At 55.6% G+C, this 24,814-nt stretch carries 20 protein-coding genes; 19 read left to right on the forward strand and 1 reads right to left on the reverse strand.

Features of this window, described 5'->3' with window-relative positions:
- Window positions 1-88 precede the first annotated feature (88 nt).
- From otsB to flhE, 19 genes are all read left to right on the forward strand, one after another.
- Window positions 89-898, forward strand: a complete 810-nt coding sequence (otsB, locus tag ETA_RS08410; protein WP_012441196.1) for a trehalose-phosphatase — start codon at window positions 89-91, stop codon at window positions 896-898.
- Window positions 873-2,300, forward strand: a complete 1,428-nt coding sequence (gene otsA / locus ETA_RS08415) for an alpha,alpha-trehalose-phosphate synthase (RefSeq protein ID WP_042958831.1) — start codon at window positions 873-875, stop codon at window positions 2,298-2,300. The genes otsB and otsA overlap by 26 nt, the downstream gene beginning before the upstream one ends.
- 975 nt (window positions 2,301-3,275) lie before the next feature.
- Entirely contained in the window at window positions 3,276-3,629 is a 354-nt protein-coding gene (flhD, locus tag ETA_RS08420) for a flagellar transcriptional regulator FlhD (RefSeq protein WP_042958833.1), read from the forward strand.
- A complete protein-coding gene (gene flhC / locus ETA_RS08425; RefSeq protein WP_012441199.1) occupies window positions 3,629-4,207 on the forward strand; it encodes a flagellar transcriptional regulator FlhC in 579 nt (192 codons plus the stop codon). The genes flhD and flhC overlap by 1 nt, the downstream gene beginning before the upstream one ends.
- A 133-nt stretch (window positions 4,208-4,340) precedes the next feature.
- Window positions 4,341-5,225 carry a flagellar motor stator protein MotA gene (gene motA / locus ETA_RS08430; protein ID WP_012441200.1) on the forward strand — a complete coding sequence of 295 codons (885 nt, stop codon included), beginning with the start codon at window positions 4,341-4,343 and terminating at the stop codon, window positions 5,223-5,225.
- Window positions 5,222-6,253 carry a flagellar motor protein MotB gene (gene motB / locus ETA_RS08435; protein ID WP_012441201.1) on the forward strand — a complete coding sequence of 344 codons (1,032 nt, stop codon included), beginning with the start codon at window positions 5,222-5,224 and terminating at the stop codon, window positions 6,251-6,253. The genes motA and motB overlap by 4 nt, the downstream gene beginning before the upstream one ends.
- A 10-nt stretch (window positions 6,254-6,263) precedes the next feature.
- The gene (cheA, locus tag ETA_RS08440; RefSeq protein WP_012441202.1) at window positions 6,264-8,249 is read left to right on the forward strand and encodes a chemotaxis protein CheA; all 1,986 of its coding nucleotides are present in this window, start codon (window positions 6,264-6,266) and stop codon (window positions 8,247-8,249) included.
- A 24-nt stretch (window positions 8,250-8,273) separates the two neighbouring features.
- Window positions 8,274-8,771 carry a chemotaxis protein CheW gene (cheW, locus tag ETA_RS08445; RefSeq protein WP_012441203.1) on the forward strand — a complete coding sequence of 166 codons (498 nt, stop codon included), beginning with the start codon at window positions 8,274-8,276 and terminating at the stop codon, window positions 8,769-8,771.
- 171 nt (window positions 8,772-8,942) lie between these two features.
- Complete coding sequence (locus tag ETA_RS08450; protein WP_012441204.1) at window positions 8,943-10,607, forward strand: methyl-accepting chemotaxis protein; 1,665 nt, start codon at window positions 8,943-8,945, stop codon at window positions 10,605-10,607.
- Window positions 10,608-10,741: 134 nt separating this feature from the next.
- Window positions 10,742-12,406, forward strand: coding sequence for a methyl-accepting chemotaxis protein (locus ETA_RS08455; protein ID WP_012441205.1), 1,665 nt, complete (start codon window positions 10,742-10,744; stop codon window positions 12,404-12,406).
- Between the two features lie 158 nt (window positions 12,407-12,564).
- Window positions 12,565-14,247, forward strand: a complete 1,683-nt coding sequence (locus ETA_RS08460; RefSeq protein WP_012441206.1) for a methyl-accepting chemotaxis protein — start codon at window positions 12,565-12,567, stop codon at window positions 14,245-14,247.
- A gap of 81 nt (window positions 14,248-14,328) precedes the next feature.
- A complete protein-coding gene (locus tag ETA_RS08465; protein WP_012441207.1) occupies window positions 14,329-15,885 on the forward strand; it encodes a methyl-accepting chemotaxis protein in 1,557 nt (518 codons plus the stop codon).
- 79 nt (window positions 15,886-15,964) lie between these two features.
- Window positions 15,965-16,840 (forward strand): protein-glutamate O-methyltransferase CheR, encoded by an 876-nt coding sequence (cheR, locus tag ETA_RS08470; RefSeq protein WP_012441208.1) that lies wholly within the window; start codon window positions 15,965-15,967, stop codon window positions 16,838-16,840.
- Window positions 16,840-17,889: a protein-glutamate methylesterase/protein-glutamine glutaminase gene (locus ETA_RS08475; protein ID WP_012441209.1), complete on the forward strand. Its 1,050-nt coding sequence runs from the start codon at window positions 16,840-16,842 to the stop codon at window positions 17,887-17,889. The genes cheR and ETA_RS08475 overlap by 1 nt, the downstream gene beginning before the upstream one ends.
- A gap of 101 nt (window positions 17,890-17,990) precedes the next feature.
- The gene (gene cheY, locus ETA_RS08480) at window positions 17,991-18,380 is read left to right on the forward strand and encodes a chemotaxis response regulator CheY (protein ID WP_012441210.1); all 390 of its coding nucleotides are present in this window, start codon (window positions 17,991-17,993) and stop codon (window positions 18,378-18,380) included.
- 13 nt (window positions 18,381-18,393) lie between these two features.
- Window positions 18,394-19,038 (forward strand): protein phosphatase CheZ, encoded by a 645-nt coding sequence (gene cheZ / locus ETA_RS08485; RefSeq protein ID WP_012441211.1) that lies wholly within the window; start codon window positions 18,394-18,396, stop codon window positions 19,036-19,038.
- Between the two features lie 161 nt (window positions 19,039-19,199).
- Window positions 19,200-20,351 carry a flagellar biosynthesis protein FlhB gene (gene flhB, locus ETA_RS08490; RefSeq protein WP_012441212.1) on the forward strand — a complete coding sequence of 384 codons (1,152 nt, stop codon included), beginning with the start codon at window positions 19,200-19,202 and terminating at the stop codon, window positions 20,349-20,351.
- Window positions 20,344-22,434 (forward strand): flagellar biosynthesis protein FlhA, encoded by a 2,091-nt coding sequence (gene flhA, locus ETA_RS08495; protein ID WP_012441213.1) that lies wholly within the window; start codon window positions 20,344-20,346, stop codon window positions 22,432-22,434. Before flhB ends, flhA begins: the two co-directional genes overlap by 8 nt.
- On the forward strand, window positions 22,431-22,823 hold the full coding sequence (gene flhE / locus ETA_RS08500) for a flagellar protein FlhE (protein ID WP_012441214.1): 393 nt from the start codon (window positions 22,431-22,433) through the stop codon (window positions 22,821-22,823). The genes flhA and flhE overlap by 4 nt, the downstream gene beginning before the upstream one ends.
- Before the next feature lie 95 nt (window positions 22,824-22,918).
- Here the strand turns inward: flhE and argS are convergent, their stop codons facing one another.
- On the reverse strand, window positions 22,919-24,649 hold the full coding sequence (gene argS, locus ETA_RS08505) for an arginine--tRNA ligase (protein WP_012441215.1): 1,731 nt from the start codon (window positions 24,647-24,649) through the stop codon (window positions 22,919-22,921).
- Window positions 24,650-24,814 lie beyond the last annotated feature (165 nt).

Below are 24,814 nucleotides of genomic sequence, written 5' to 3' on the forward strand. Positions count from 1 at the left end.
ACGCTGCGCTGTGCAGTATGCCCCGGCAATGTCATGCCCCTCCATTGTCTGCACAGCCTCTTTCCGAACGCTTAACCAGGAGAACGCTGTGCCGATACCAACAGATCCCGTTTCCCCGTTACAGGCGACGACGGCATATGCTTTTTTCTTTGATGTGGATGGCACCCTTGCGGCGATTCAGCCGCGGCCAGATGAGGTTTTTATCCCGGCCAGGGTGCTGGACGATTTGCAGTGGTTGGCGCACTACTGCGCCGGGGCCGTTGCTCTGATATCCGGTCGACCGATCGTTGAGCTGGACGCCCTTGCCGCACCGTTAATTCTGCCGCTGGCCGGCGTGCACGGTGCCGAGCGCCGTGATAGTGAAGGGAGGATAACGCGCGTCACGCTCGAACCCCTCACCGTCAGCGTGCTGCGGCGGGAGCTTGAGCAGGCTATCGCATCGCTGCCGGGCTGCCTGCTGGAAACTAAGGGAGCCGCGTTCGCTCTGCATTACCGACAGGCCCCGCACCATCAGCAGCAGATAGAGCAGCTGGCCGCCGCAATGGTGGCGCGCTTTCCCGAGCTGGCACAGCAGCCGGGGAAATGCGTGGTGGAACTGAAGCCGCAGGGCGTGAACAAGGGCGCTGCCATTACGCAGTTTATGCAGCGGCCGCCCTTTGCCGGTCGCGTACCGGTTTTCATCGGCGATGATCTGACCGACGAGGCCGGTTTTAAGACGGTAAATAGCCGCGGGGGTATCTCTATTAAGGTCGGTTCCGGCTCCAGTGAGGCGCGGGAGCATCTGGCCGATGTTAACGCCGTTTATCACTGGCTGGCTCAGGCGCGAAAACAACTGGACAACGGCGCAGAAGCGTCGTTAAGGAGTCAAAGTGATGAGTCGCTTAGTCGTCGTATCTAACCGTATTGCCATCCCGGATGGTAGCAAGGCCAGCGCAGGGGGCCTGACCGTGGGTATCGTCGATGCGCTGAAAACAACCGGTGGCATGTGGTACGGCTGGAACGGTGAGATCAATGAAATAGGTGAAGATGACGATGAACTGACTATTCTGGAACAGGATAATATTACCTATGCCTCTTTCGGTCTGAATCAGAATGATTACGATCTCTACTATCTGCAATTCTCCAACGCGGTGTTGTGGCCAGCCTTTCATTATCGCCTCGATCTGGTTAACTTCCAGCGCGAAGCCTGGGAGGGTTACCGCCGTGTGAATACGTTACTCGCTCATCGCCTGCAACCGCTGCTGAGACAGGATGATATTCTGTGGATCCACGACTATCATCTGCTGCCTTTCGCCGCCGAACTGCGTAAGCTGGGCATCACTAACCGTATTGGCTTTTTCCTGCATATCCCTTTTCCCACCCCGGAAATATTCACTGCGCTTCCGCCCCATGCCGATCTGTTGCAGATGATGAGTGAATACGATCTGTTGGGCTTCCAGACGGAAAGTGACCGCATCGCGTTTCTCGAATGCTTATCGTCAATAACCCCATTGCAGAGTGAGGGTAAACAGCACCGTGCTTTCGGCAATGGCTTTGTCACAGAGGTTTATCCTATTGGGATTGAGCCCGACAGCATTAAAGAGATGGCTGAAGGCCCGTTACCGCCAAAAATGGTGGCGATGAAGAAAGATCTCGGCGATGCGCAGAACATTATCGCCTGTGAGCGGCTGGATTACTCCAAAGGGTTACCAGAGCGCTTTCTCGCCTATGAGGCGCTGCTGGAGCATTACCCGCAGCATCACGGTAAAATCCGCTATTCACAGATTGCGCCCACCTCGCGCGGTGATGTGCAGGCCTACCAGGATATCCGGCACCAGCTGGAAACGGAAGCCGGCCGAATCAACGGGAAATATGGCACCCTGGGGTGGACGCCGCTCTACTATCTCAATCAGCATTTCGATCGCCGTCTGCTGATGAAAATCTTCCGTCTGACCGATATTGGTCTGGTAACGCCGCTGCGTGACGGGATGAATCTGGTCGCGAAAGAGTATGTTGCCGCGCAGGACCCGGACGATCCGGGAGTACTGGTGCTGTCGCGTTTTGCCGGGGCGGCGAACGAGCTGACCTCTGCGCTTATCGTCAATCCTTACGATCGGGATGACGTGGCCGCTGCTCTGCATCAGGCAATGACCATGTCACGAACTGAACGCATCTCGCGCTATAACGACATGATGACGGTACTGCGTCAAAACGATATCGCTCACTGGCGCAAAAGTTATCTGCAGGATCTGCGGACGTTAACGCCGTCACGCCGTGCGGCGGACAAAAAACAGTCTGCTTCGCGCTCAAACCCGGCCTGATTCGGGGGTGGATCTGAAACAGGTCCACCCTGATAACATGACCCCATCCTGTTTGTCCTGAACACTATTTTGCACTAACGTGCTTATTGACGTTACTTTACAAAATTGTCGGATAAAACGACAAATAATGGGCAATAAATGCAACGCAGTAAATAAAAATGGCTTTTTACTAAAGGTTCCAGTCCCTGTGCCGATACTGGTGCCGGCCGCCCCCGATCCCCTGCTGAATCATTCATATATCTTATGTAAACCCCATTGCATATGCAGCTATGGTTTAAACATAAGGTTTCTTCGTCTTACGAAACGCTATCAGTTCCTGCTTAAAATATGCGATATGTCACAATTTTGACATCTGAATATCGTTACTTACTCACCGTGATTTATCTTCATTTAAAAACTGCAATTTTCCTTTTTTTTTGGGTTTTATCTCTAGTTATTCCTTTTTTATTGATTTTTTTATCTTATCAATGGCTTGTTTATGGGTTTTAACTCTACCTGGATGTGTGGTTGTTTTTTGGTGTACGGTCATAAATATCTTTACGGATAAAACCTTCAAAAAAAGTCATAAATGATTAGTTAGTAAGCTAATCAACAGCAATGCTGATGGTTTTTTAGGAAATAGTTGAGTTAAAAGTGTGATCTGCGTCACACTTTATCTAAAATTGGCACTGTTCCACGTTGTATGTCGTGATCAGAGGGGATAGAGTTGCCTTGCTTTAAGAAAAGTCCTAATAGAATGTAACGGCGAGTTACAAAGGAATAAGTCAGGGAAGAAAGGCTCAGGAATAGCCGCTGGCAAAATGAGTGTATAATTATCCCTGGCTTGGTTTCTGCACGTATCTAAGAAAACAAGTCAGCTTTAACTCAGCTTTGGCTCCTGCCACTAATTTTTGCCATCTTTAGATCTACCAACCAGCAACCAGGTAGCGGTATCCACCGCACACATTTAAAGTCGCGTTAGTCAGGGTGGAAAAGATGGGTACATCAGAATTACTCAAACATATTTACGATATCAATTTGTCTTATTTGTTGCTTGCACAACGTATAATTAACCAGGAAAAAGTATCGGCGATGTTTCGCCTTGGTATTGATGAAGCGATGGCTGACGCCTTGGCGAGCCTGACATTGCCAGAGATGGTTAAGCTGGCCGAGACTAACCAGTTGGTTTGTCAGTTTCGTTTCAACGATCACCAATCAATCACCCGTTTGACCCAGGAATCACGGGTAGAGGATTTGCAGCAAATCCATACCGGTATCCTGCTATCCAGTCGTCTATTGCGCGACGTCTCGCAAGAGAATAAGACGCCGAAAAAAAGGGCGGTAAGCTGATGAGCGAGAAAAGCATTGTCCAGGAAGCGCGTGATATTCAACTGGCAATAGAGCTCATTACTCTGGGCGCACGCCTGCAAATGTTAGAGAGCGAAACTCAATTAAGCCGCGGCCGCTTAATTAAGTTGTATAAAGAGTTGCGTGGTAGCCCGCCCCCTAAAGGCATGCTGCCATTCTCTACCGACTGGTTTATGACCTGGGAGCAAAATATTCACGCTTCCATGTTTTGTAATGCCTGGCAATTTATGGTGAAGAGCGGTCTGTGTCGCGGCATAGAAGCGGTGATCAAAGCCTACCGGCTGTATCTTGAACAGTGCCCGCGGCAGGATGAAGGGCCGCTGTTGGCGCTGACCCGAGCCTGGACGCTGGTACGCTTTGTAGAAAGCGGCATGTTGGAGTTAACCGACTGTAAATGCTGTGGCGGAAGCTTCATCAGCCATGCACACCAGCCGCGTGGCAGCTTCACCTGTAGCCTTTGCCAGCCACCCTCTCGTGCGGTAAAAAGACGTAAACTTTCGCCTGAAACTGCCGATAACAACTCACAACTGCTGGATGAACAGGTTAAACAAGCCGTTTAAACATGTTCGCCACGAGGAGTGAATCCAGCAGCGGTCTTTGACCGCTGCTTTTTTTTGCCCCTCGCCCGGCGCACTGACCTGTCAGATATCTGGCTCATCTTTCACCCACGTGTTTACAGCGTAAGGATTTATCGTGCTGATTATATTGGGTTATATCATTGTCCTCGGATCGGTTTTGGGCGGCTACGCTATGGTAGGTGGCCACCTCGGCGCATTGTATCAGCCTTCGGAGGTGCTCATCATCGTGGGTGCTGGCGTGGGGGCTTTTATCGTCGGCAATAACGGTAAGGCGATTAAAGCAACGCTGAAATCATTGCCGTTGCTGATGCGCGGGTCGAAATACAACAAAGCCGTGTATATGGATCTGATGGCGCTACTGTATCGGCTGATGGCTAAATCGCGTCAGCAGGGGATGCTGTCTCTGGAGCGCGATATCGATAATCCACAGGAAAGTGAAATTTTCGCTAATTACCCGCGCATTATTGCCGATAAAAAACTGGTCGACTTTATTAGTGATTATTTGCGTCTGATGGTCAGTGGCAATATGAATGCCTTTGAAATCGAAGCGTTAATGGATGAAGAGATTGAAACCTATGAGCATGAGTGCGATGTGCCGGCCACGGCGCTGGGTACGATGGGTGACTCGCTTCCGGCGTTTGGTATCGTCGCCGCGGTGATGGGGATTATCCATACGCTTGCCGCCGCCGATCGCCCGGCTGCCGAACTCGGTGCGCTGATCGCCAACGCGATGGTGGGAACGTTCCTCGGTATTCTGCTGGCCTACGGTTTTATCTCGCCGCTGGCGGGCGTGCTGCGGCAGAAATGTGCGGAAAATATCAAGATGATGCAGTGTATCAAGGTCACGCTGCTCTCCAGCCTCAACGGTTATGCTCCGCAGATCGCCGTCGAATTTGGCCGTAAAACCCTGTATTCCACCGAGCGGCCGTCATTTAGCGAACTGGAAGAGCATGTGCGTAACGCTAAATCCCCACAACAGACCTCGGATCAGGACGCATGAAGCATAACGATCGCCCCATCGTGCTGGTAAAGCGAAAAAAAGCCAACAAGCACAGTGGCTCGCACGGCTCATGGAAAATTGCCTACGCCGATTTTATGACGGCAATGATGGCATTTTTTTTGGTGATGTGGCTGATTTCAATCTCAAGCCCTCAACAATTGGTGCAGATTGCCGATTACTTTAAGACGCCGCTAAAAGTGGCGATAACCGGGGGGCAGCGCAGCAGCGACAGCAGTAGCCCTATTCCTGGCGGTGGACAGGACCCGACGGAGAAAATCGGTGAGGTGCGCAAAGGGTTCGATATGAACGTGCAGAAACGTAAGCTGGATGAGGTGCGTCTTAACCGTCTGCGTGAAAACCTGGACCAGCTGATTGAAGCCGATCCGAAACTGCGCGCCCTGCGTCCTCACCTGATTATCAATATGGTTGAAGAGGGGCTGCGCATCCAGATTATTGACAGCCAGAATCGCCCAATGTTTAAAACCGGCAGCGCTGAGGTGGAGTCGTATATGCGCGATATTTTACGCGCCATTGCACCGATTCTGAACCAGATCCCCAACCGCATCAGCATGGCGGGTCATACCGACGACTTCCCCTATGCCGGGGGTGAGCGCGGCTACAGTAACTGGGAACTTTCCGCTGACCGGGCTAACGCGTCACGCCGTGAGCTGGTTGCCGGAGGGCTGAGCAGCGGCAAAATGCTGCGGGTGGTGGGGATGTCGGACACCATGAAATTGAAGAATCGCGGCGCTAACGATGCGGTAAATCGACGTATCAGTCTGCTGGTGTTGAACCATGACGCCGAGGAGCAGATAGAGCGTGAAAATGCGGAAAGTGACGCGGTAGATATTAAAGACAGCAGCAGCCTTAAAGAGATCGCGGCACCGGAGATGTCCTCCGCTGCCAGTAAAAACCAAGACCCTCAACAATTACGGGATGAGCCTGGTCGTGCCAATGCGCAAGTAACGCCGTTACCTGCGACGGTGGCGCCACCTGCCCAGACCGATCGCGACTCACAGCCGAGGTAATACCGTGAGCATGGATATCAGCGATTTTTACCAGACGTTCTTTGATGAAGCCGACGAGTTGTTGGCTGACATGGAACAACACCTGCTGGGGCTTGACCCGCAGGAACCCGATGCGGAACAGCTCAATGCTATCTTCCGTGCGGCTCATTCTATTAAAGGCGGAGCCGGAACGTTCGGTTTTTCTGTATTACAGGAAACCACGCATATTCTGGAGAACATTCTCGATGGTGCGCGCCGTGGCGAAATGCAGCTAAGCACCGATATCGTCAACCTGTTTTTGGAAACTAAAGATATTATGCAGGAACAGTTGGATGCTTATAAAACCAGCACCGAACCCGATGCTGCAGCCTACGAATATATTTGTCAGGCTCTGCGTCAGCTCGCGCTGGAAGTGAAGGGAGAAGCGCCGGGCGTGCCTGATGCGGATACGCCGGCGGCCGGGGGCGGAAACGCAGAGGCTGCCGTTGTCTCCAGCGGTATGCGTATTCAGCTGACCGGGCTGAAGGTGAATGAAGTCGACCTGATGCTGGAAGAGTTGGCTAACCTCGGTACGGTCTCTGCGGCGGTAAAAGGTGAGAACTCACTGGAAGCCACGCTGGATTCATCGGTCGGTAAAGACGATATCGTCGCGGTATTGTGCTTTGTTATCGACGAATCGCAGATCCACTTCCCGCAGACGGAGGCGGGGGAGCCTGTCGCGGCCACCGACGCCGTGGAGGAGGCTCCCGCCGCCGCGCCACAACCCGCTGCCGTCAGTGAAAGCGCCGCACCTAAGCGTGAAGTGGCGAAAAAAACGGCGAAAGCCAGCGAATCAACCAGCATACGCGTGGCGGTCGAAAAGGTCGATCAGCTGATCAACCTGGTCGGCGAGCTGGTGATCACCCAGTCGATGCTCGCCCAGCGCTCCAGCGCGCTAGACCCGGTGCATCACGGCGATCTGCTGAACAGCATGGGCCAGCTGGAGCGCAATGCCCGCGATCTGCAGGAGTCGGTGATGTCGATCCGCATGATGCCGATGGAGTATGTCTTTAGCCGCTTCCCGCGTCTGGTACGCGACCTTGCCAGCAAGCTGGGTAAAGAGGTTGAACTGACCTTATTAGGCAGCTCAACGGAGCTGGATAAGAGTCTGATCGAACGCATTATCGATCCGTTAACGCACCTGGTGCGTAACAGTCTCGATCACGGCATCGAATCGCCGGATAAACGTGTGGCAAACGGGAAACATGCCACGGGTAACCTGACGCTTTCCGCCGAACACCAGGGCGGTAATATCTGCATCGAAGTCAGTGATGACGGCGCGGGCCTGAATCGTGAGCGTATTCTGGCTAAGGCGCTCTCCTCAGGGCTGCCGGTCAGCGAGGCGATGAGCGACGAAGAGGTCGGCATGCTGATTTTCGCCCCCGGTTTCTCTACCGCCGAACAGGTGACCGACGTTTCCGGTCGAGGCGTCGGTATGGACGTGGTGAAACGTAATATCCAGGAGATGGGCGGGCACGTTGAAATCGCCTCTAAGCAAGGCAAAGGCACCACCATCCGCATCCTGCTGCCGCTGACGCTGGCCATCCTTGACGGCATGTCGGTTCGCGTGGCGGACGAGGTGTTTATTCTGCCGCTGAATGCGGTAATGGAATCACTGCAACCGCTGGCCGACGATTTGAAGGCGCTGGCGGGGGGCGAGCGCGTGCTGGAAGTGCGTGGCGAATATCTGCCGCTGGTCGAACTGTGGAAAGTGTTTGACGTGCAGGAGGCTAAAACCGAAGCGACGCAGGGCATTGTCGTTATCCTGCAAAGCGCCGGCAAACGCTACGCGCTGCTGGTCGATCAGCTGATTGGACAGCATCAGGTGGTGGTGAAAAACCTGGAAAGCAACTACCGCAAAGTGCCGGGCATCTCCGCCGCAACCATCCTGGGCGATGGCAGCGTGGCGCTGATTGTCGATGTCTCTGCATTGCAGTCTCTGAACCGTGAAAAGCGTGTGGCGGGAGCCGCAGCCTGACAATAACTGATTAAGGGTAGAAATATGACTGGAATGGCTACTGCCACCAAACTCGCCGGAGAAACCGAGGGACAGGAGTTTCTGGTGTTCACGCTGGGTGACGAAGAGTACGGGATTGATATCCTCAAGGTGCAGGAGATCCGCGGCTACGATCAGGTCACGCGCATTGCCAATACGCCGCCGTTTATCAAAGGGGTGACTAACCTGCGCGGCGTCATTGTACCGATCATCGATCTGCGTATTAAATTTGCCCAGCCTGATGTCGAATATAATGATAACACCGTGGTGATCGTGCTGAACCTTGAGCAGCGCGTGGTGGGCATCGTGGTGGATGGCGTATCGGACGTTCTGTCCCTGACGCAAGAGCAGATCCGTCCTTCACCGGAGTTTGCCGTCACCATGTCGACCGAGTACATGACCGGACTGGGTGCGCTGGGCGAGCGTATGCTGATTCTGGTCGATATTGAAAAGCTGCTAAGCAGCGAAGAAATGGCGCTGATGGATACGCTGCGCAGCGCATAAGCACTAACGCAGACGGGTTTCAATAGGGGCAGATCGCAGATCTGCCCTTTTTTATCGCAGAAATTTATTTGCTAACGAGCCCGCACCGAATTTTAACGCTGCGCCTCATAAAGATCGCCGTCTGATTACCGATACCCAGTGGTATACCCTCATTTCTTGCAAAGGTGTTTTATGTTCTCGCGTATCAAAGTCGTCACCAGCCTGATCCTCGTTTTAATGATTTTCGGCTTACTACAATTATTATCGGGCGGCTTGTTTATTAAAGCGCTGACGAAGGACAAAGAAAACTTCGCGTTATCACAAACGTCAAGTGACAATGTTACCCAGTTTACCGATGCGTGGATCACCCTCAACCAGACGCGCATTGTGTTGAACCGTGGCATGCTGCGCATCCAGAGTGAAGCCGCCAATGCGGGCACCAGCGCATCGCTCACGGTGCTAAGTAACCGGGCAAAACAGCTTCTCAACGAAGCGCAGGCCTTTCACGCAGCCTATAAAGCTACGCCAGACACGCCGGGAATTGACCCGAAGCTGTCAGAAGAGCTGGAACAGAATTATGAGCAGTTCAGTAGTGCCCTGCAAGAAATGACCCAGCAGATGGAAAACAAGCAGCTGGACGCGATGTTCGCGCAGAATATTGAACAGAAGCAGGTGGCGATGCAGGCGGTGTATACCAAGTGGCGTGGCCAGCAGAACCGGCTCATTGAGCAGGGAATCAAAGACAATCAGCAGGCCTATAATCATATGCTGTGGGCCGTTGCCGCAATGATAACGCTGGTTCTTGCACTGATCGTGCTGTGCTGGTTTGGTCTGCGCAGCATCCTGATCCGCCCGCTACAGGCAACGATTGGTCACATTAGCCGCATTGCTGAAGGCGATCTGACGCAGAACGTTGAGGTAAAAGGCCGTAATGAAATGGCCCAGCTGGCCGGCAGCGTGAAGAACATGCAGGAGGCGCTGGTCAAAACCGTCAGCGTGGTGCGCGATGGTTCCGATGCCATCTACACCGGTGCCAGCGAAATATCCTCAGGCAATAATGACCTCTCGGCGAGAACCGAACAGCAGGCCGCTTCACTGGAGCAGACCGCTGCCAGCATGGAAGAACTGACCGCCACGGTGAAACAGAACGCCGAAAACGCCCGTCAGGCATCAAAACTGGCGTTGACGGCGTCAGAAACGGCGCAGAAGGGCGGCAAAGTGGTCGATGGCGTGGTGAAAACCATGAGCGATATTGCCGGCAGCTCGAAGAAAATTGCGGACATTACCAGCGTCATCGACGGCATCGCCTTCCAGACCAATATCCTGGCGCTGAATGCGGCGGTCGAAGCGGCACGAGCGGGTGAGCAGGGACGCGGTTTTGCCGTGGTGGCAGGCGAGGTGCGTAACCTTGCGCAGCGCAGCGCCCAGGCGGCGAAAGAAATCAAAGGGTTGATTGAAGATTCCGTTGCGCGCGTAGACAGCGGCTCCGCGCTGGTGGGCACCGCCGGTGAAACCATGACCGATATCGTCAATGCGGTCACTCGCGTTACCGATATTATGGGCGAAATTGCCTCTGCTTCCGACGAGCAGAGCCGGGGCATTGATCAGGTGGGCGAAGCGGTCAACGAAATGGATCGCGTGACCCAGCAGAATGCGGCGCTGGTGGAGCAGTCGGCCTCCGCCTCGGCCTCGCTGGAAGAGCAGGCCAGCCGACTGACCCAGGCGGTAGCGGTGTTCCGCATTACTCAGCAGACGGTTGTTGCCGTGCGTGAACTTAAACGCCCAGTGCTGAAGCCGGCGGCAATGCCAGAACGCGCATCGTCATCGGTCAGTGACAGCAACTGGGAAACGTTCTGATTTTCGCCACTGGGCGGGGTTAACAGTAATTCGCTGTAGAATAAGGGAAAATACGGTCTCAGACGCTTAAACAACATAAAGATCCGTTACTGGTTGCCGATAACAGGAGCCTAAACAGGATAATGAGGAACATTATGTTTAAGCGTATGAAGGTTGTTACCAGCCTGATTCTGGTGCTGGTATTTTTTGGTTCATTACAGTTACTTACCGGCAGCCTGTTCTTCCAGGCCTTGAAAGGCGACAAAGACAATTTCGCCATCTCCCAGCAGTTGCGCTTGCAGCAGTCAGCCCTGAATCAGTCATGGATTTCACTGGTGCAAGCGCGAAATACCCTCAATCGCACCGGTATCCGCTATATGTTGGATGCCAACCGTATGGGCAGCGGCGACAGCGTTAAACAACTGCTGGCTGCGGCTCAGGATCAGCTGGCCGTCGCAGAAAAAAATTACCAGCTGTGGAATTCACATTTATCTGAAGCGGGTAAAACATCGGCCAACGTGCAGGCGGTACAGAAAAACTACGCCATCCTGCATGATGCACTAAGCGAACTTATCCCACTGATCGGCTCCGGTAAAATTACCGAATTTTTCGGCCAGCCAACCCAACGCTATCAGGACGATTTCAACGCGGCTTATGATATCTGGTTGGCGAAAAACGACACTCTCGCCGCACTGGGTGTGGCTGAAAACCAAACCGCTTTCCATCAGGCTATCTGGATAATCCTCCTGGGGCTGGTGGTCACCCTGTTGGTGATTGCTGGCGTTTGGATCGGCATGCGTCGCATCCTGCTGCGGCCGCTGCAAACCAGCATTGACCATATTCGCCGTATCGCCAGCGGTGATCTTACCGGTAAGATTACCGTCGAAGGGCAAAACGAAATGTCCAGCCTGGCCGCCAGCCTGCAACATATGCAGGATGAACTGATACAGACCGTGAGCGCGGTGCGTAACGGTTCTGATGCCATTTACAGCGGCGCCAGTGAAATTTCCTCCGGCAATAACGACCTGTCATCGCGTACCGAACAGCAGGCGGCCTCGCTGGAGCAGACCGCAGCCAGTATGGAAGAACTGACCGCCACGGTGAAGCAGAACGCCGAAAACGCCCGTCAGGCATCCCAGCTGGCGCTCAGCGCCTCGGAAACCGCGCTCAAAGGGGGCAAAGTGGTGGATGGCGTGGTGAAAACCATGAGTGAAATCTCCACAAGCTCAAAGCAAATCGCCGATATTATCAGCGTGATCGACGGTATTGCCTTCCAGACCAATATTCTGGCGCTGAACGCGGCGGTTGAAGCGGCGCGTGCCGGAGAGCAGGGGCGCGGCTTTGCGGTCGTGGCGGGAGAAGTCCGCAACCTGGCACAGCGCAGCGCCCAGGCCGCCAGAGAAATCAAAGGGCTGATTGAAAACTCCGTGGCACGGGTCGACACCGGGTCGGCACTGGTGGAGAGCGCCGGGGAAACGATGAGCGATATCGTTAACGCCGTCACGCGCGTCACCGACATTATGGGCGAAATCGCCTCTGCTTCCGACGAGCAAAGCCGGGGTATCGACCAGGTGGGCGAAGCGGTGACCGAAATGGATCGCGTCACGCAGCAGAATGCCGCGCTGGTGGAACAGTCCGCATCGGCGGCGGCATCGCTGGAGGATCAGGCCAGCCGACTGACGCAGGCCGTGGCGGTATTCCGCATTGCTTTGCAGCAGGCTGCGCCAACACCGGAGCTAAAGCGTCCGCAGCTGGGCGCGGCGCGATCCGCCAAATCGGTCGCGGTCACCCGCGGTGACGATCACTGGGAAACCTTCTGATATTCAGCCAGAGGCGAGCGAAAATAAACGCTCACCTCTGGCAAACATACCCGCCTTTTTCCCTCGCAATACTCTCGCTATTTATTTGAATAATCCCATAAAGATCCTTTCACAAATGCCGATAAAACAGAGTGGTAGCTATCTCACAGGGGAAAGAAATGTTTAAGCGCATGAAAGTGGTGACCAGCCTGGTGTTGGTTTTAGTGTTATTTGGCTCACTACAGCTTATTTCAGGTGGTCTGTTCTTTCATTCGTTGAATGGAGACAAGAAAAGCTTCACGTTGACGCAACAGATTCGCCAGGAGCAGGCAAATCTTACTTCTGCATGGATCGCGTTGGTACAAACGCGTAACACGCTCAACCGGGCCGCCACGCGTCACCTGCTGGATGAAAAAGGTCAGGGAACGGGATCATCCGTCGACGAGCTGGTCGCCCTGGCGAAAACCCAGCTGAACACGGCTGAACAGCAGTTTGCCGCCTACAGGCAGGAACTGCCGGCGGGAGTGGATAACCAGCCCCATGTTCAGGCGGTTAACGACCATTTCAATATTCTGCACAATGCGCTAAGCGAGCTGATGCGCATGTTGACCAGCGGTGATTTCAAAGGTTTTGTCGACCAGCCCACCACGGGTTTCCAGAATGGTTTTGAGCAGGCCTATGATAACTGGCTGCAACATACCGCCCAGCTGCTCAGCGCCGGTTCTGCCGAGAACGATCATGCCTATCAGCGCGCAATCTGGGTGCTGCTGTCGGTGCTGGTGGTAGTGCTGGCGCTCATCGCCGCGGCGTGGTCGGGCATCCATCACATCCTGCTGCGTCCGCTGAAACAAAACATCGAACATATTCGAGGGATCGCCCGCGGCGATCTCACTCAGGCGATCGAGGCGCAGGGGCATAACGAAATGTCGCAGCTGGCCGCCAGCCTGCAACATATGCAGGCGTCGCTGGTCACCACCGTTAGCGCGGTGCGCGATGGTTCAGAGGCCATCTATACCGGTGCCAGTGAAATTTCCTCCGGCAATAACGATCTGTCATCGCGTACCGAACAGCAGGCGGCCTCGCTGGAGCAGACCGCAGCCAGTATGGAAGAACTGACCGCCACGGTGAAGCAGAACGCCGAAAACGCCCGTCAGGCATCCCAGCTGGCGCTCAGCGCCTCGGAAACCGCGCTCAAAGGGGGCAAAGTGGTGGATGGCGTGGTGAAAACCATGAGTGAAATCTCCACAAGCTCAAAGCAAATCGCCGATATCATCAGCGTGATCGACGGTATTGCCTTCCAGACCAATATTCTGGCGCTGAACGCGGCGGTTGAAGCGGCGCGTGCCGGAGAGCAGGGGCGCGGCTTTGCGGTCGTGGCGGGAGAAGTCCGCAACCTGGCACAGCGCAGCGCCCAGGCCGCCAGAGAAATCAAAGGGCTGATTGAAAACTCCGTGGCACGGGTCGACACCGGGTCGGTACTGGTAGAGAGCGCCGGGGAAACGATGAGCGATATCGTTAACGCCGTCACGCGCGTCACCGACATTATGGGCGAAATCGCCTCTGCTTCCGACGAGCAGAGCCGGGGTATTGACCAGGTGAGCGAAGCGGTGACCGAAATGGATCGCGTCACGCAGCAGAATGCCGCGCTGGTGGAACAGTCCGCTTCGGCGGCGGCATCGCTGGAAGAACAGGCCAGCCGCCTGACGCAGGCCGTGGCGGTGTTCCAAATGCGTAAAGAAAATCGTATTGCTGCCGTTAATAACCTTGCCGCGCCGAAGACATCCAGTCTGTCGCCGCCTGCTACAGCGCATAAAGCCCTGCCGAAGGCGACAGGCTCTGACGAAAACTGGGAAACCTTTTAACAAGCATATCGACGCCGGCGCGAAAAGGCCCGGCGTGGGATCATTTTTAACTTTGCAGGCTATATCTCCGGGGAAATCGCAATGTTAGGTCGTTTACGTATTGCTGGCACGATTATTTGCCTGTTTGGCCTTTTCTGTCTAATGCAGATTGTTGCCAGCGGCTTGTCCTTCAACTCATTTCGCCTTGATGCCCACAACCTGAATCAGGTGGTGATCAGCGGCGGTCAGCGCGATGCGCTGGGAGAGAGCTGGGCGGCGCTGCTCAGCACGCGACTGACGTTGAGCCGGGCAAGTACCCGCGCTGCGATCAATCGCCCTCATGACCAGGTGGTCAGCCTGATGAGCAAGGCGCAGGCCGACATGGACGTGGCGAATAAAGCGTTTAACGATTTTCAGGCTATCCCGGCGGTGACGCCGGAAGGCGAAGTGTTGAAGCAGCAGATCGCCACGGCCTATGGCATCTATTACAACGAGCTGGCGCAGCTGGCCGAGTATTTACGTAACGATCAGCTACAGGCATTCCTCGACTCCCCGACACAGGGCAAACAGGATCAGTTCCTGCTTCAATACAACCTCTGGATGAAGCATATCGACACGCTACGCGATCATGCCGGTGATGCCAGTAAGGGCTTCTATTTCCAGTCGAAGGTGATTTTTGCTGCGTCCGTGGTGCTGTCACTGCTGTTGACGCTGGGGGCGCTTATCTGGGTCAAACGCGCCCTGATTGCGCCACTGGCACGTATGCGTAGCCACTTTGAACGCATTTCCCACGGCGATCTGAATGGTCAGATAGAAAAGTGGGGAAGCAATGAGCTGGGGCAGCTGTTTACCAGCCTGCAACATATGCAGCAGGCGCTGGCGTCGACGGTGCGAGATGTTCGCGACGGTAGCCGCAGTATGCAGAGCGGCATTCAGGAGATCGCGCTGGGTAATAACGATCTCTCAGCGCGTACCGAGCAGCAGGCAGCATCGCTGGCCCAGACCGCTGCCAGCATGGAACAGCTAACCGCCACGGTGGCGGCCAACGCCGATAATGCGCGCCGGGCTTCGGAGCTGGCGCGCTCGGCCTCAGGCACCGCGCATAAGGGCGGTACTCTGACCGATAACGTGGTGACCACCATGAACGGTATTGCCGACAGTTCGAAAAAGATTGCCGATATTACCAGCGTCATTGATGGCATTGCCTTCCAGACCAATATTCTGGCGCTGAACGCGGCGGTAGAAGCGGCGCGAGCCGGTGAGCAGGGGCGTGGCTTTGCCGTTGTCGCCGGCGAAGTGCGCAGCCTGGCGCAGCGCAGCGCCGGGGCGGCAAAAGAGATTAAAACGCTGATCGAGGAATCCGTTTCACGCGTTGACCAGGGGGCCGGGCTGGTGGCTTCTGCCGGGGACACGATGAGTGAGATTGTGCAAAGCGTTAACCGGGTCAGTGAGATTATGGGCGAGATCGCGGCGGCTAGTGATGAGCAGCGGCGTGGTATCGAACAGGTGGCGATGGCGGTGAGCCAGATGGATCAGGTTACCCAGCAGAATGCCGCGCTGGTTGAAGAAGGTGCCGCCGCTACCGGTGCACTGGAAGCACAGGCTGGACAGTTAACCGAAACGGTAAGCCGTTTCGCCCTGGATGCCCGGCATGATTAGGGACTGAACCGCAGGCTGAAAACGCCCGCAGGGCAGTCACATGATATGGATAACTTATCCGCGCTTGCGGGATGGCAATATGAAGAAAACGACGTTGTTAGCTCCACCGGAAAATGAATCGCTGCTGACGCAGATGGTTCAACGCCTGCCGTTATCCGATACGCATTTTAAGCGTATCAGTCAGTTGATTTATCAGCGGGCTGGCATCGTCCTTGCGGACCATAAGCGTGAAATGGTTTACAACCGCCTGGTACGCAGGCTGCGTACCCTGAACATTGACGACTTTGGTCGCTATCTCGCCCTGCTGGAAAAGGATGCCAATAGCGCCGAGTGGCAGGCCTTTATCAATGCGCTGACCACTAACCTGACGGCATTTTTCCGTGAGGCGCACCACTTCCCGATCCTGGCGCAACATCATGCTGCGCGCAGTTCGGGCAATTACAGCGTCTGGTGTGCGGCCGCTTCAACGGGAGAAGAGCCTTACTCCATCGCCATAACGTTGGCAGACGCGCCTGGCGGGGGGGCGGGGAAATTTCAGATCCATGCCAGCGACATTGATACTCAGGTTTTGGAAAAGGCGCAGGCGGGCGTATATCGTCAGGATGAGCTGCGAACGCTATCCCAGCAGCAGCTCCAGCGCTTCTTCCTGCGCGGCACCGGCCCCCATCAGGGCATGGTGCGGGTGCGGCCGGAGTTGACGAATCGGGTCAGCTTCTCCCAGCTCAATCTGCTGGGAAATGACTGGGCACTGCCCGGCACCTTTGATGCGATCTTTTGCCGCAACGTAATGATCTACTTCGATAAAGAGACACAGGAAAAGATTTTGCGGCGTTTTGTTCCTCTGCTTAAACCAGGCGGTCTGCTGTTTGCCGGTCACTCAGAAAACTTTAGCCAGATTAGTAAAGAATTTTATCTGCGTGGCCAGACGGTCTATGGACTGACTAAGGAAAGATAATGAGTAAAATCAAAGTATTGTGCGTTGATGATTCCTCTCTGATGCGCCAGATGATGACTGAAATTGTTAACAGCCATCCTGACATGGAGATGGTGGCTTCAGCCCCGGACCCGCTGGTGGCGCGGGAGTTAATCAAGCAATTCAATCCGGACGTGTTAACGCTGGACGTTGAGATGCCGCGAATGGACGGCCTCGACTTCCTGGAAAAACTGATGCGCCTGCGCCCGATGCCGGTCGTGATGGTGTCCTCACTGACCGGACAAGGCTCCGAAATCACTTTGCGTGCGCTGGAGCTGGGGGCAATAGACTTTGTCACCAAACCTTCTCTGGGGATACGTGAAGGGATGCTGGCCTATAGCCAGACCATCGCCGACAAGGTACGCGCCGCCTCACGCGCACGGCTACCCACGCGTGGCGCGCAGTCGGCACCGGTGATGCTGAAAGCAGGCCCGCTGCTGAGCAGTGAAAAGCTCATCGCTATCGGCGCCTCAACCGGAGGCACCGAGGCGATCCGCCACGTGCTGCAACCGCTACCCGCCACCAGCCCGGCTTTGCTGATCACTCAGCATATGCCGGCAGGGTTTACCCGGTCGTTTGCCGACCGTCTGAATAAGCTGTGTCAGATTACGGTGAAAGAAGCGGAGGACGGGGAGCGTATTCTGCCAGGGCATGCTTATATCGCTCCAGGGGCGATGCACCTTGAGCTGGCCCGTAGCGGCGCGAACTATCAGGTCAAATTGAATGATGGACCGCCGGTAAACCGCCATAAGCCGTCGGTTGATGTGCTGTTTAATTCCGTTGCGCGCTTTGCCGGTCGAAACGCCGTAGGCGTGATCCTGACCGGCATGGGTAACGATGGTGCAGCCGGGTTGCTGGCGATGAATCAGGCCGGCGCCTGGACAATCGCCCAGAATGAAGCCAGCTGCGTGGTCTTCGGCATGCCCCGTGAGGCGATAGCGCTCGGGGGGGCCAGTGAAGTGCTGGATCTTAACCAAATCAGCCAGCATATGCTGGCAAAAATTAGCGCTGGACAGGCGTTACGTATCTAGGACGTGTTGCACGGTCAGAATTGACGCGTGACGGTATGCGCGCGCGGATGCAACACAGCCTGACATGGTCCTCGTAGGGCTACAAAAAAACGGGAGTAGTTATGGTTGATAAAAACATGCGGTTTTTGGTGGTAGACGATTTCAATACGATGCGTCGTATCGTCAGAAACCTGTTGAAAGAGCTGGGCTTTAACAATGTTGAAGAGGCGGAAGATGGCGTCGACGCGCTGAACAAGCTGCGCGCCGGAGGTTTTGACTTCGTGGTGTCTGACTGGAACATGCCGAATATGGACGGCCTTGAGCTGCTGAAGACGATCCGTACCGACGGCGCGTTGAGCAAGTTACCGGTACTGATGGTGACGGCTGAAGCCAAGAAAGAGAACATTATTGCCGCCGCCCAGGCGGGCGCCAGTGGTTATGTGGTTAAACCCTTTACCGCAGCAACCCTGGAAGAGAAGTTAGGCAAAATCTTCGAAAAACTGGGTATGTAAGTCAGGAGCCGAGATGAGTACTATTCCGAAACCTAATGTTGATGCTGCTTCGGCACAGGACATTATCTCCAAAATTGGTTCACTGACGCGGATGCTGCGCGACAGCCTGCGTGAGCTGGGGCTGGATCATGCGATTGCCGAAGCGGCAGAAGCGATACCAGATGCCCGCGATCGCCTCGATTATGTGGTACAGATGACCGCGCAAGCGGCAGAGCGCGCGTTAAACGGCGTTGAAGCCTCACAGCCGCGTCAGACGCTGTTGGAAGAGGGAGCGAAGCGGCTTAAAGGGCGCTGGGATGAATGGTTTGAACATCCTGTCGAACTGGCAGATGCACGCTCTCTGGTTTCGGAGACCCGTGGCTATCTGGAAGCGGTGCCGGAGCATACGTCGTTCACCAACTCCCAGCTGATGGAAATCATGATGGCTCAGGATTTTCAGGATCTGACCGGCCAGGTGATTAAACGTATGATGGATGTGATCCAGGAAATTGAACGTCAGCTGCTGAACGTTCTGCTGGAAAATGTTCCGGAGCAAGGCCAGCGCAAGCCAAAAGAGACCGATAATCTGCTCAATGGCCCGCAGATTAATGCGACGGCACCGAACGTGGTGGCAAGCCAGGATCAGGTCGATGACCTGCTGGACAGTCTCGGTTTTTGATCGCAACGGCGGACGTTGTCCGCCGTTATCTTTCCCTCACGCCAACGCGCACCTTACGCTATTCCACAAATAACCCCCTATTTACCTGTTTACTCACGGCATTACCCCGGCGTGAATTTGGCATCCTAACGGCTGTCATTCCGTGCTGAAGGTCAGGGTTCGTGTCTCAGGATAGTGATCAGGAAAAAACAGAGTCACCCACGGCCCATCGTCTTGAAAAAGCGAGGGAAGAAGGACAGATCCCGCGTTCGCGTGAACTGACGTCTATCCTGATGCTGATTGCCGGTTTGAGCATCCTGTGGGGAGGCGGCGAGTGGATGGGGCGCAAACTGGGCGCGCTGCTGGCGGATGGCCTGGTGTTTAATCACTCGATGGTGAGCGATACCAGCCAGATGCTGCGCCAGATCGCTAATTTGTTGCAGCAGGCCGTGCTGGCGGTGCTGCCGATGATGTTTGGCCTGGTGGTGGTGGCGATTGCCGCACCCATGCTGCTCGGTGGCCTGGTGCTCAGCGGTAAGGCCATCAAATTTGACCTCGGAAAGATGAACCCCATCAAAGGATTGGCGAAGCTGGTCTCAGCACAATCCGCGGCAGAACTGCTGAAGGCGGTGCTGAAAGCCACGCTGGTCAGCATTGTTTGCGGGCTGTATATCTGGCACCACTGGGCCGAAATGCTGCGCCTGATGGCGGAGTCGCCGATCACCGCGCTGGCTGGCGCCATGAATATGATCGCCATGTGCTGCATTCTCGTGGTGCTCGGACTGTCACCGATGGTTGGCTTCGACGTCTTTTTCCAGCTGTTCAGCTATTTCAAAAATTTGCGTATGTCGCATCAGGATATTCGCGATGAGCACAAACAGCAGGAAGGTGACCCACATGTTAAAGGGCGAATACGCCAGCAGATGCGCGCCGCCGCGCGCCGCCGCATGATGGCCGATGTGCCGAAAGCCGATGTCATTGTGACCAACCCGACCCACTATTCGGTGGCCTTGCAGTATGACGAAAATAAAATGAGTGCGCCGAAGGTATTGGCGAAAGGTGCAGGGGAAATCGCCCTGCGCATCCGTGAGCTGGGGGCAGAGAACCGTATTCCCATCCTTGAGGCCCCGCCGCTGGCGCGTGCACTCTATCGCCACAGTGAAATTGGTCAGCATATCCCAGGCACGCTGTATGCGGCCGTGGCTGAAGTCCTGGCCTGGGTATGGCAGCTACGCCGCTGGAAGGCGGAAGGCGGCCTGATCCCGAAACGACCTGTTAAACTGCCGGTGCCGGAAGCGCTGGACTTTGCTGGAGAACAAAAATCTGATGGCTAATCTGGCCGCTTTACTACGCCTACCGGGCAGCATGAAAGAAACGCAGTGGAAGGTACTGGCCGGGCCGGTATTGATCCTGCTGATCCTGTCAATGATGGTGCTGCCGCTGCCGCCGTTCATTCTTGACCTGCTGTTCACATTCAATATCGCCCTATCGATTATGGTGCTGCTGGTGGCGATGTTTACCCAGCGTACCCTGGATTTCGCCGCTTTCCCCACCATCTTGCTGTTCTCAACCCTGTTACGCCTTGCGCTTAACGTTGCCTCGACGCGCGTCATTCTGATGGATGGCCACACCGGCGCGGGGGCTGCCGGACGGGTAGTTGAAGCCTTCGGGCACTTTTTAGTCGGCGGCAACTTCGCGATCGGTATCGTGGTATTTATCATTCTGGTGATCATTAACTTTATGGTGATCACCAAAGGCGCAGGACGTATTGCCGAGGTCGGCGCGCGTTTTGTGCTGGACGGGATGCCGGGCAAGCAGATGGCTATCGATGCCGATCTTAACGCCGGTTTGATTGGCGAAGAAGAGGCCAAAAAGCGTCGTAGCGACGTGACGCAGGAAGCCGATTTCTACGGTTCAATGGATGGTGCCAGTAAGTTTGTGCGCGGTGATGCCATTGCCGGGATCATGATCATGGTGATAAACGTCATCGGCGGCCTGCTGGTCGGCGTGATCCAGCACGGTATGGATGCAGGACATGCGGCGGAAACCTACACCCTGTTAACCATCGGTGACGGGCTGGTGGCGCAGATCCCAGCGCTGGTCATCTCGACCGCCGCAGGTGTGATCGTGACTCGTGTTGGCACCGACCAGGATGTCGGCGAGCAGATGGTCGGCCAGATGTTCAACAACCCGCGCGTCATGATGCTTAGCGCCGGCGTACTGGGTATGCTGGGCCTGGTGCCGGGTATGCCGAACTTCGTCTTTCTGCTGTTTACCGCCGGGCTGCTGGGGCTGGCATGGTGGGTGCGTGGCAAACAAATGACGCCGCAAGCCCCCGCCGTGGCGCAGTCATCCAGCATGCAGCCGGAAAATTCGGGCAGCATGGAAGCCACCTGGGGCGATGTTCAGCTGGAAGATTCGCTGGGTATGGAGGTCGGCTACCGGCTGATCCCGATGGTCGACAGTGCACAGGATGGCGAGCTGCTGGGACGTATTCGCAGCATCCGTAAAAAGTTTGCTCAGGAGATGGGCTTCCTGCCGCCGGTGGTGCATATCCGTGACAATATGGACCTGACACCCGCGCGCTACCGCATCTTGATGAAGGGCGTGGAAATTGGCAGCGGTGACGCCTTCCCTGGCCGTTGGATGGCGATTAATCCGGGCACGGCGGCCGGCACGCTGCCGGGTGAGAAGACCACCGATCCGGCATTTGGCCTTGAGGCAATCTGGATCGACAGTGCGCTCAAAGAACAGGCGCAGATCCAGGGATTCACCGTGGTGGAAGCCAGCACCGTGGTGGCCACCCATCTCAACCACCTGATTGGTCAGTATGCCAGCGAGCTGTTTGGCCGTCAGGAGGCGCAGCAGCTGCTTGATCGCGTCACCCAGGAGATGCCGAAACTGACGGAAGACCTGATCCCTGGCGTGATCACGCTCACCACCTTGCACAAAGTGTTGCAGAATCTGCTGTCTGAACGGGTGTCCATCCGCGATATGCGGACGATTATCGAAACGCTGGCGGAACATGCTGCCGTTCAGACCGATCCCCACGAGTTGACTTCCGTGGTGCGCGTCGCGCTGGGTCGAGCGATCACCCAGCAGTGGTTCCCCGGCGCGGGCGAAGTACAGGTTATCGGATTGGATACCACGCTGGAGCGTCTGTTGCTTCAGGCCCTACAGGGCGGCGGTGGGCTGGAGCCGGGGCTGGCAGACAGGCTGCTGACGCAGGCGCAAAGCGCGCTTCAGCACCAGGAAGGGCTGGGTGCTCCGCCAGTGCTGCTGGTTAACCATCCGCTGCGTGCGCTGTTGGCACGTTTCCTGCGCCGCAGCCTGCCGCAGCTGATCGTCATTTCCAATATGGAACTGACCGACAACCGACAAATTCGTATGACCTCAACCATTGGTAGCCAGTCATGAAGATCGTTTTTTGGTTGCTGCTCACCGTTCCCGCGCTGGCGGCGGCGGCTGACGGCGGATGGCAGGCCAGCGGTGCCGGGCCTGCGCTGTCGAATCGGGGCGTGCAGGTTTCATCCCAGCCGCTAAGGCCTGCTGCGCCGGTTGGCGGAACCATGACGGACGTTTACTGGCGCTATACGCTCAGTGCGCCAGCGCCGACCGGCCTGCAGGTGCGGCTGTGCTCTGAAAACCGTTGCGTTGCCATTGAAGGCGGCAGCGGAATGACGCGCGGTTTAACCAACGTGGCCGCCGGAGAAAGTTTGCGCTTTATTTGGCTGGCAGAGGGGAAAGGGCGGCTATTTCCGACGCTGCGCGTGGTCAGTCATGAGGTCATGGTGAACTACCATTAATGTTGATAGCGGAAAGCTGGCAGGGCGGAGGGGTTGAAACTAAGGCTAACCCGTTGATAAGCGGGCCGAGGTGATCCACGTCGGCCCGGCCAGATTTACATGCGTTCTACCGTTTCAATCCCTAAGGTATCCAGGCCCTGTTTCAGGGTTTTCGCCGTCAACAGCGCCAGACGCAGACGGCTCTGTTTGGTCGCTTCATCTTCCGCGTTGAGGATAGGGCAATGCTCGTAGAAGCCGGAGAACAGACCCGCCAGATCGTACAGATAGGCACACATCACATGCGGCATCCCGTCACGCGCCACCTGCGTGATCGTTTCTTCAAACTGCAACAGGCGCACGGCCAGCGCGGCTTCGCGGTCATCGACGATACGCGTCACGCCGCTGACGGCTTCAGCATCGATACCGGCTTTGCGGAATACCGACAGCACGCGAGTGTAGGCATACTGCATATAGGGCGCGGTATTGCCTTCAAACGCCAGCATATTGTCCCAGTCAAAAATATAGTCAGTGGTACGGCTTTTCGACAGGTCGGCGTATTTAACCGCGCCAATCCCGACGATGTTCGCCAGCGCGTTCAGCTCATCGGCAGGCATATCCGGATTTTTTTCCGCCACCAGCTTAGTGGCGCGATCCACCGCTTCATCCAGCAGGTCGGACAACTTAATCGTACCGCCAGCACGGGTTTTGAACGGCTTGCCGTCTTTACCCAGCATCATGCCGAACATATGGTGCTCTAACGGGATGCTGTCCGGGACGTAACCGGCTTTGCGCACGATAGTCCATGCCTGCATCAGGTGCTGATGCTGGCGCGAATCGATGTAATAGAGTACGCGATCCGCCTTCAGCGTTTCATAACGGTATTTGGCGCAGGCGATATCGGTCGTGGTGTAAAGATAGCCGCCATCCTTTTTCCGGATGATCACGCCCATCGGTTCACCTTCCTTGTTTTTATACTCATCAAGGAATACCACCGTGGCGCCTTCACTCTCTACCGCCAGCCCTTTAGCCTTCAGATCCGCCACGATGCCGGGCAGCATATCGTTGTACAGGCTTTCACCCATCACGTCGTCACGCGTCAGCGTGACGTTCATGCGGTCATAAATCAGCTGGTTCTGCGTCATGGTCACGTCAACCAGCTGCTTCCACATTTTGCGGCAGTACTCGTCGCCGCCCTGTAGCTTAACCACGTAACCGCGCGCACGCTCGGCGAACGCCGGATCTTCATCATAGGTGCGTTTCGCTTCACGGTAGAAGGCTTCAAGGTCAGCCAGCGCGATCGCCTCGTGGTGTTCGCTCTGCTGTTTTTCCAGGAAAGCGATCAGCATACCAAACTGGGTACCCCAGTCGCCGACGTGGTTGGCGCGGATCACCTTATGGCCGAGGAACTCCAGGGTACGCGCCGCCGCATCGCCGATGATGGTCGAGCGTACGTGACCCACGTGCATCTCTTTGGCCACGTTAGGGGCTGAGTAGTCAATCACCACCGTTTTGGGCGCAACGGGCGCAACGCCAAGCTTTGGCGCCGTTAATACGCCGTCGATTTGCGCAGACAGCCACTCCTGGGCAAGGAAAATATTGATAAAACCCGGCCCGGCGATTTCAACCTTAGCGGCAATGCCGCTAAGATCCAGCTGTTCCAGCACCTTTTCAGCCAGTTGTCGCGGAGGCATACCCATTTTTTTTGCCACGGCCATCATGCCGTTGGCCTGGTAATCACCAAACTGCGCTTTTGCCGACTGACGCACCTGGGGCTCGCAATCTGCCGGAGCGCCCACCGCGATCATCGCATGACTGACTTTTTCTGAAAGAAGGGCCTGAATATTCACCGAGTTACCTTAAATTTTCTTAGCCCACACGAGTAGGCAAGAGGTTGTCACCACGCCGCCACAAGCAGATAATCATCCGTTGCCAGCAGCGCTCAAAAAAGAAGGGGAAAAGTATACTGCATTTAGCGACAAGTTATCCAGGAACCTGACGCCGTGGCCAGGGTA

The sequence above is a fragment of the Erwinia tasmaniensis Et1/99 genome (assembly GCF_000026185.1).
Classification (GTDB): Bacteria; Pseudomonadota; Gammaproteobacteria; order Enterobacterales; family Enterobacteriaceae; genus Erwinia; species Erwinia tasmaniensis.

What these genes read in the sequence shown, in the direction of transcription:
- flhE (WP_012441214.1), top strand. Translation starts at nt 22,431, where the DNA reads ATGAAGATCGTTTTTTGGTTGCTGCTCACCGTTCCCGCGCTGGCGGCG.
- flhD (WP_042958833.1), top strand. Translation starts at nt 3,276, where the DNA reads ATGGGTACATCAGAATTACTCAAACATATTTACGATATCAATTTGTCT.
- otsA (WP_042958831.1), top strand. Translation starts at nt 873, where the DNA reads ATGAGTCGCTTAGTCGTCGTATCTAACCGTATTGCCATCCCGGATGGT.
- cheR (WP_012441208.1), top strand. Translation starts at nt 15,965, where the DNA reads ATGAAGAAAACGACGTTGTTAGCTCCACCGGAAAATGAATCGCTGCTG.
- ETA_RS08465 (WP_012441207.1), top strand. Translation starts at nt 14,329, where the DNA reads ATGTTAGGTCGTTTACGTATTGCTGGCACGATTATTTGCCTGTTTGGC.
- cheA (WP_012441202.1), top strand. Translation starts at nt 6,264, where the DNA reads ATGGATATCAGCGATTTTTACCAGACGTTCTTTGATGAAGCCGACGAG.
- cheZ (WP_012441211.1), top strand. Translation starts at nt 18,394, where the DNA reads ATGAGTACTATTCCGAAACCTAATGTTGATGCTGCTTCGGCACAGGAC.
- ETA_RS08455 (WP_012441205.1), top strand. Translation starts at nt 10,742, where the DNA reads ATGTTTAAGCGTATGAAGGTTGTTACCAGCCTGATTCTGGTGCTGGTA.
- ETA_RS08460 (WP_012441206.1), top strand. Translation starts at nt 12,565, where the DNA reads ATGTTTAAGCGCATGAAAGTGGTGACCAGCCTGGTGTTGGTTTTAGTG.
- cheY (WP_012441210.1), top strand. Translation starts at nt 17,991, where the DNA reads ATGGTTGATAAAAACATGCGGTTTTTGGTGGTAGACGATTTCAATACG.
- flhC (WP_012441199.1), top strand. Translation starts at nt 3,629, where the DNA reads ATGAGCGAGAAAAGCATTGTCCAGGAAGCGCGTGATATTCAACTGGCA.
- ETA_RS08475 (WP_012441209.1), top strand. Translation starts at nt 16,840, where the DNA reads ATGAGTAAAATCAAAGTATTGTGCGTTGATGATTCCTCTCTGATGCGC.
- motB (WP_012441201.1), top strand. Translation starts at nt 5,222, where the DNA reads ATGAAGCATAACGATCGCCCCATCGTGCTGGTAAAGCGAAAAAAAGCC.
- cheW (WP_012441203.1), top strand. Translation starts at nt 8,274, where the DNA reads ATGACTGGAATGGCTACTGCCACCAAACTCGCCGGAGAAACCGAGGGA.
- flhA (WP_012441213.1), top strand. Translation starts at nt 20,344, where the DNA reads ATGGCTAATCTGGCCGCTTTACTACGCCTACCGGGCAGCATGAAAGAA.
- ETA_RS08450 (WP_012441204.1), top strand. Translation starts at nt 8,943, where the DNA reads ATGTTCTCGCGTATCAAAGTCGTCACCAGCCTGATCCTCGTTTTAATG.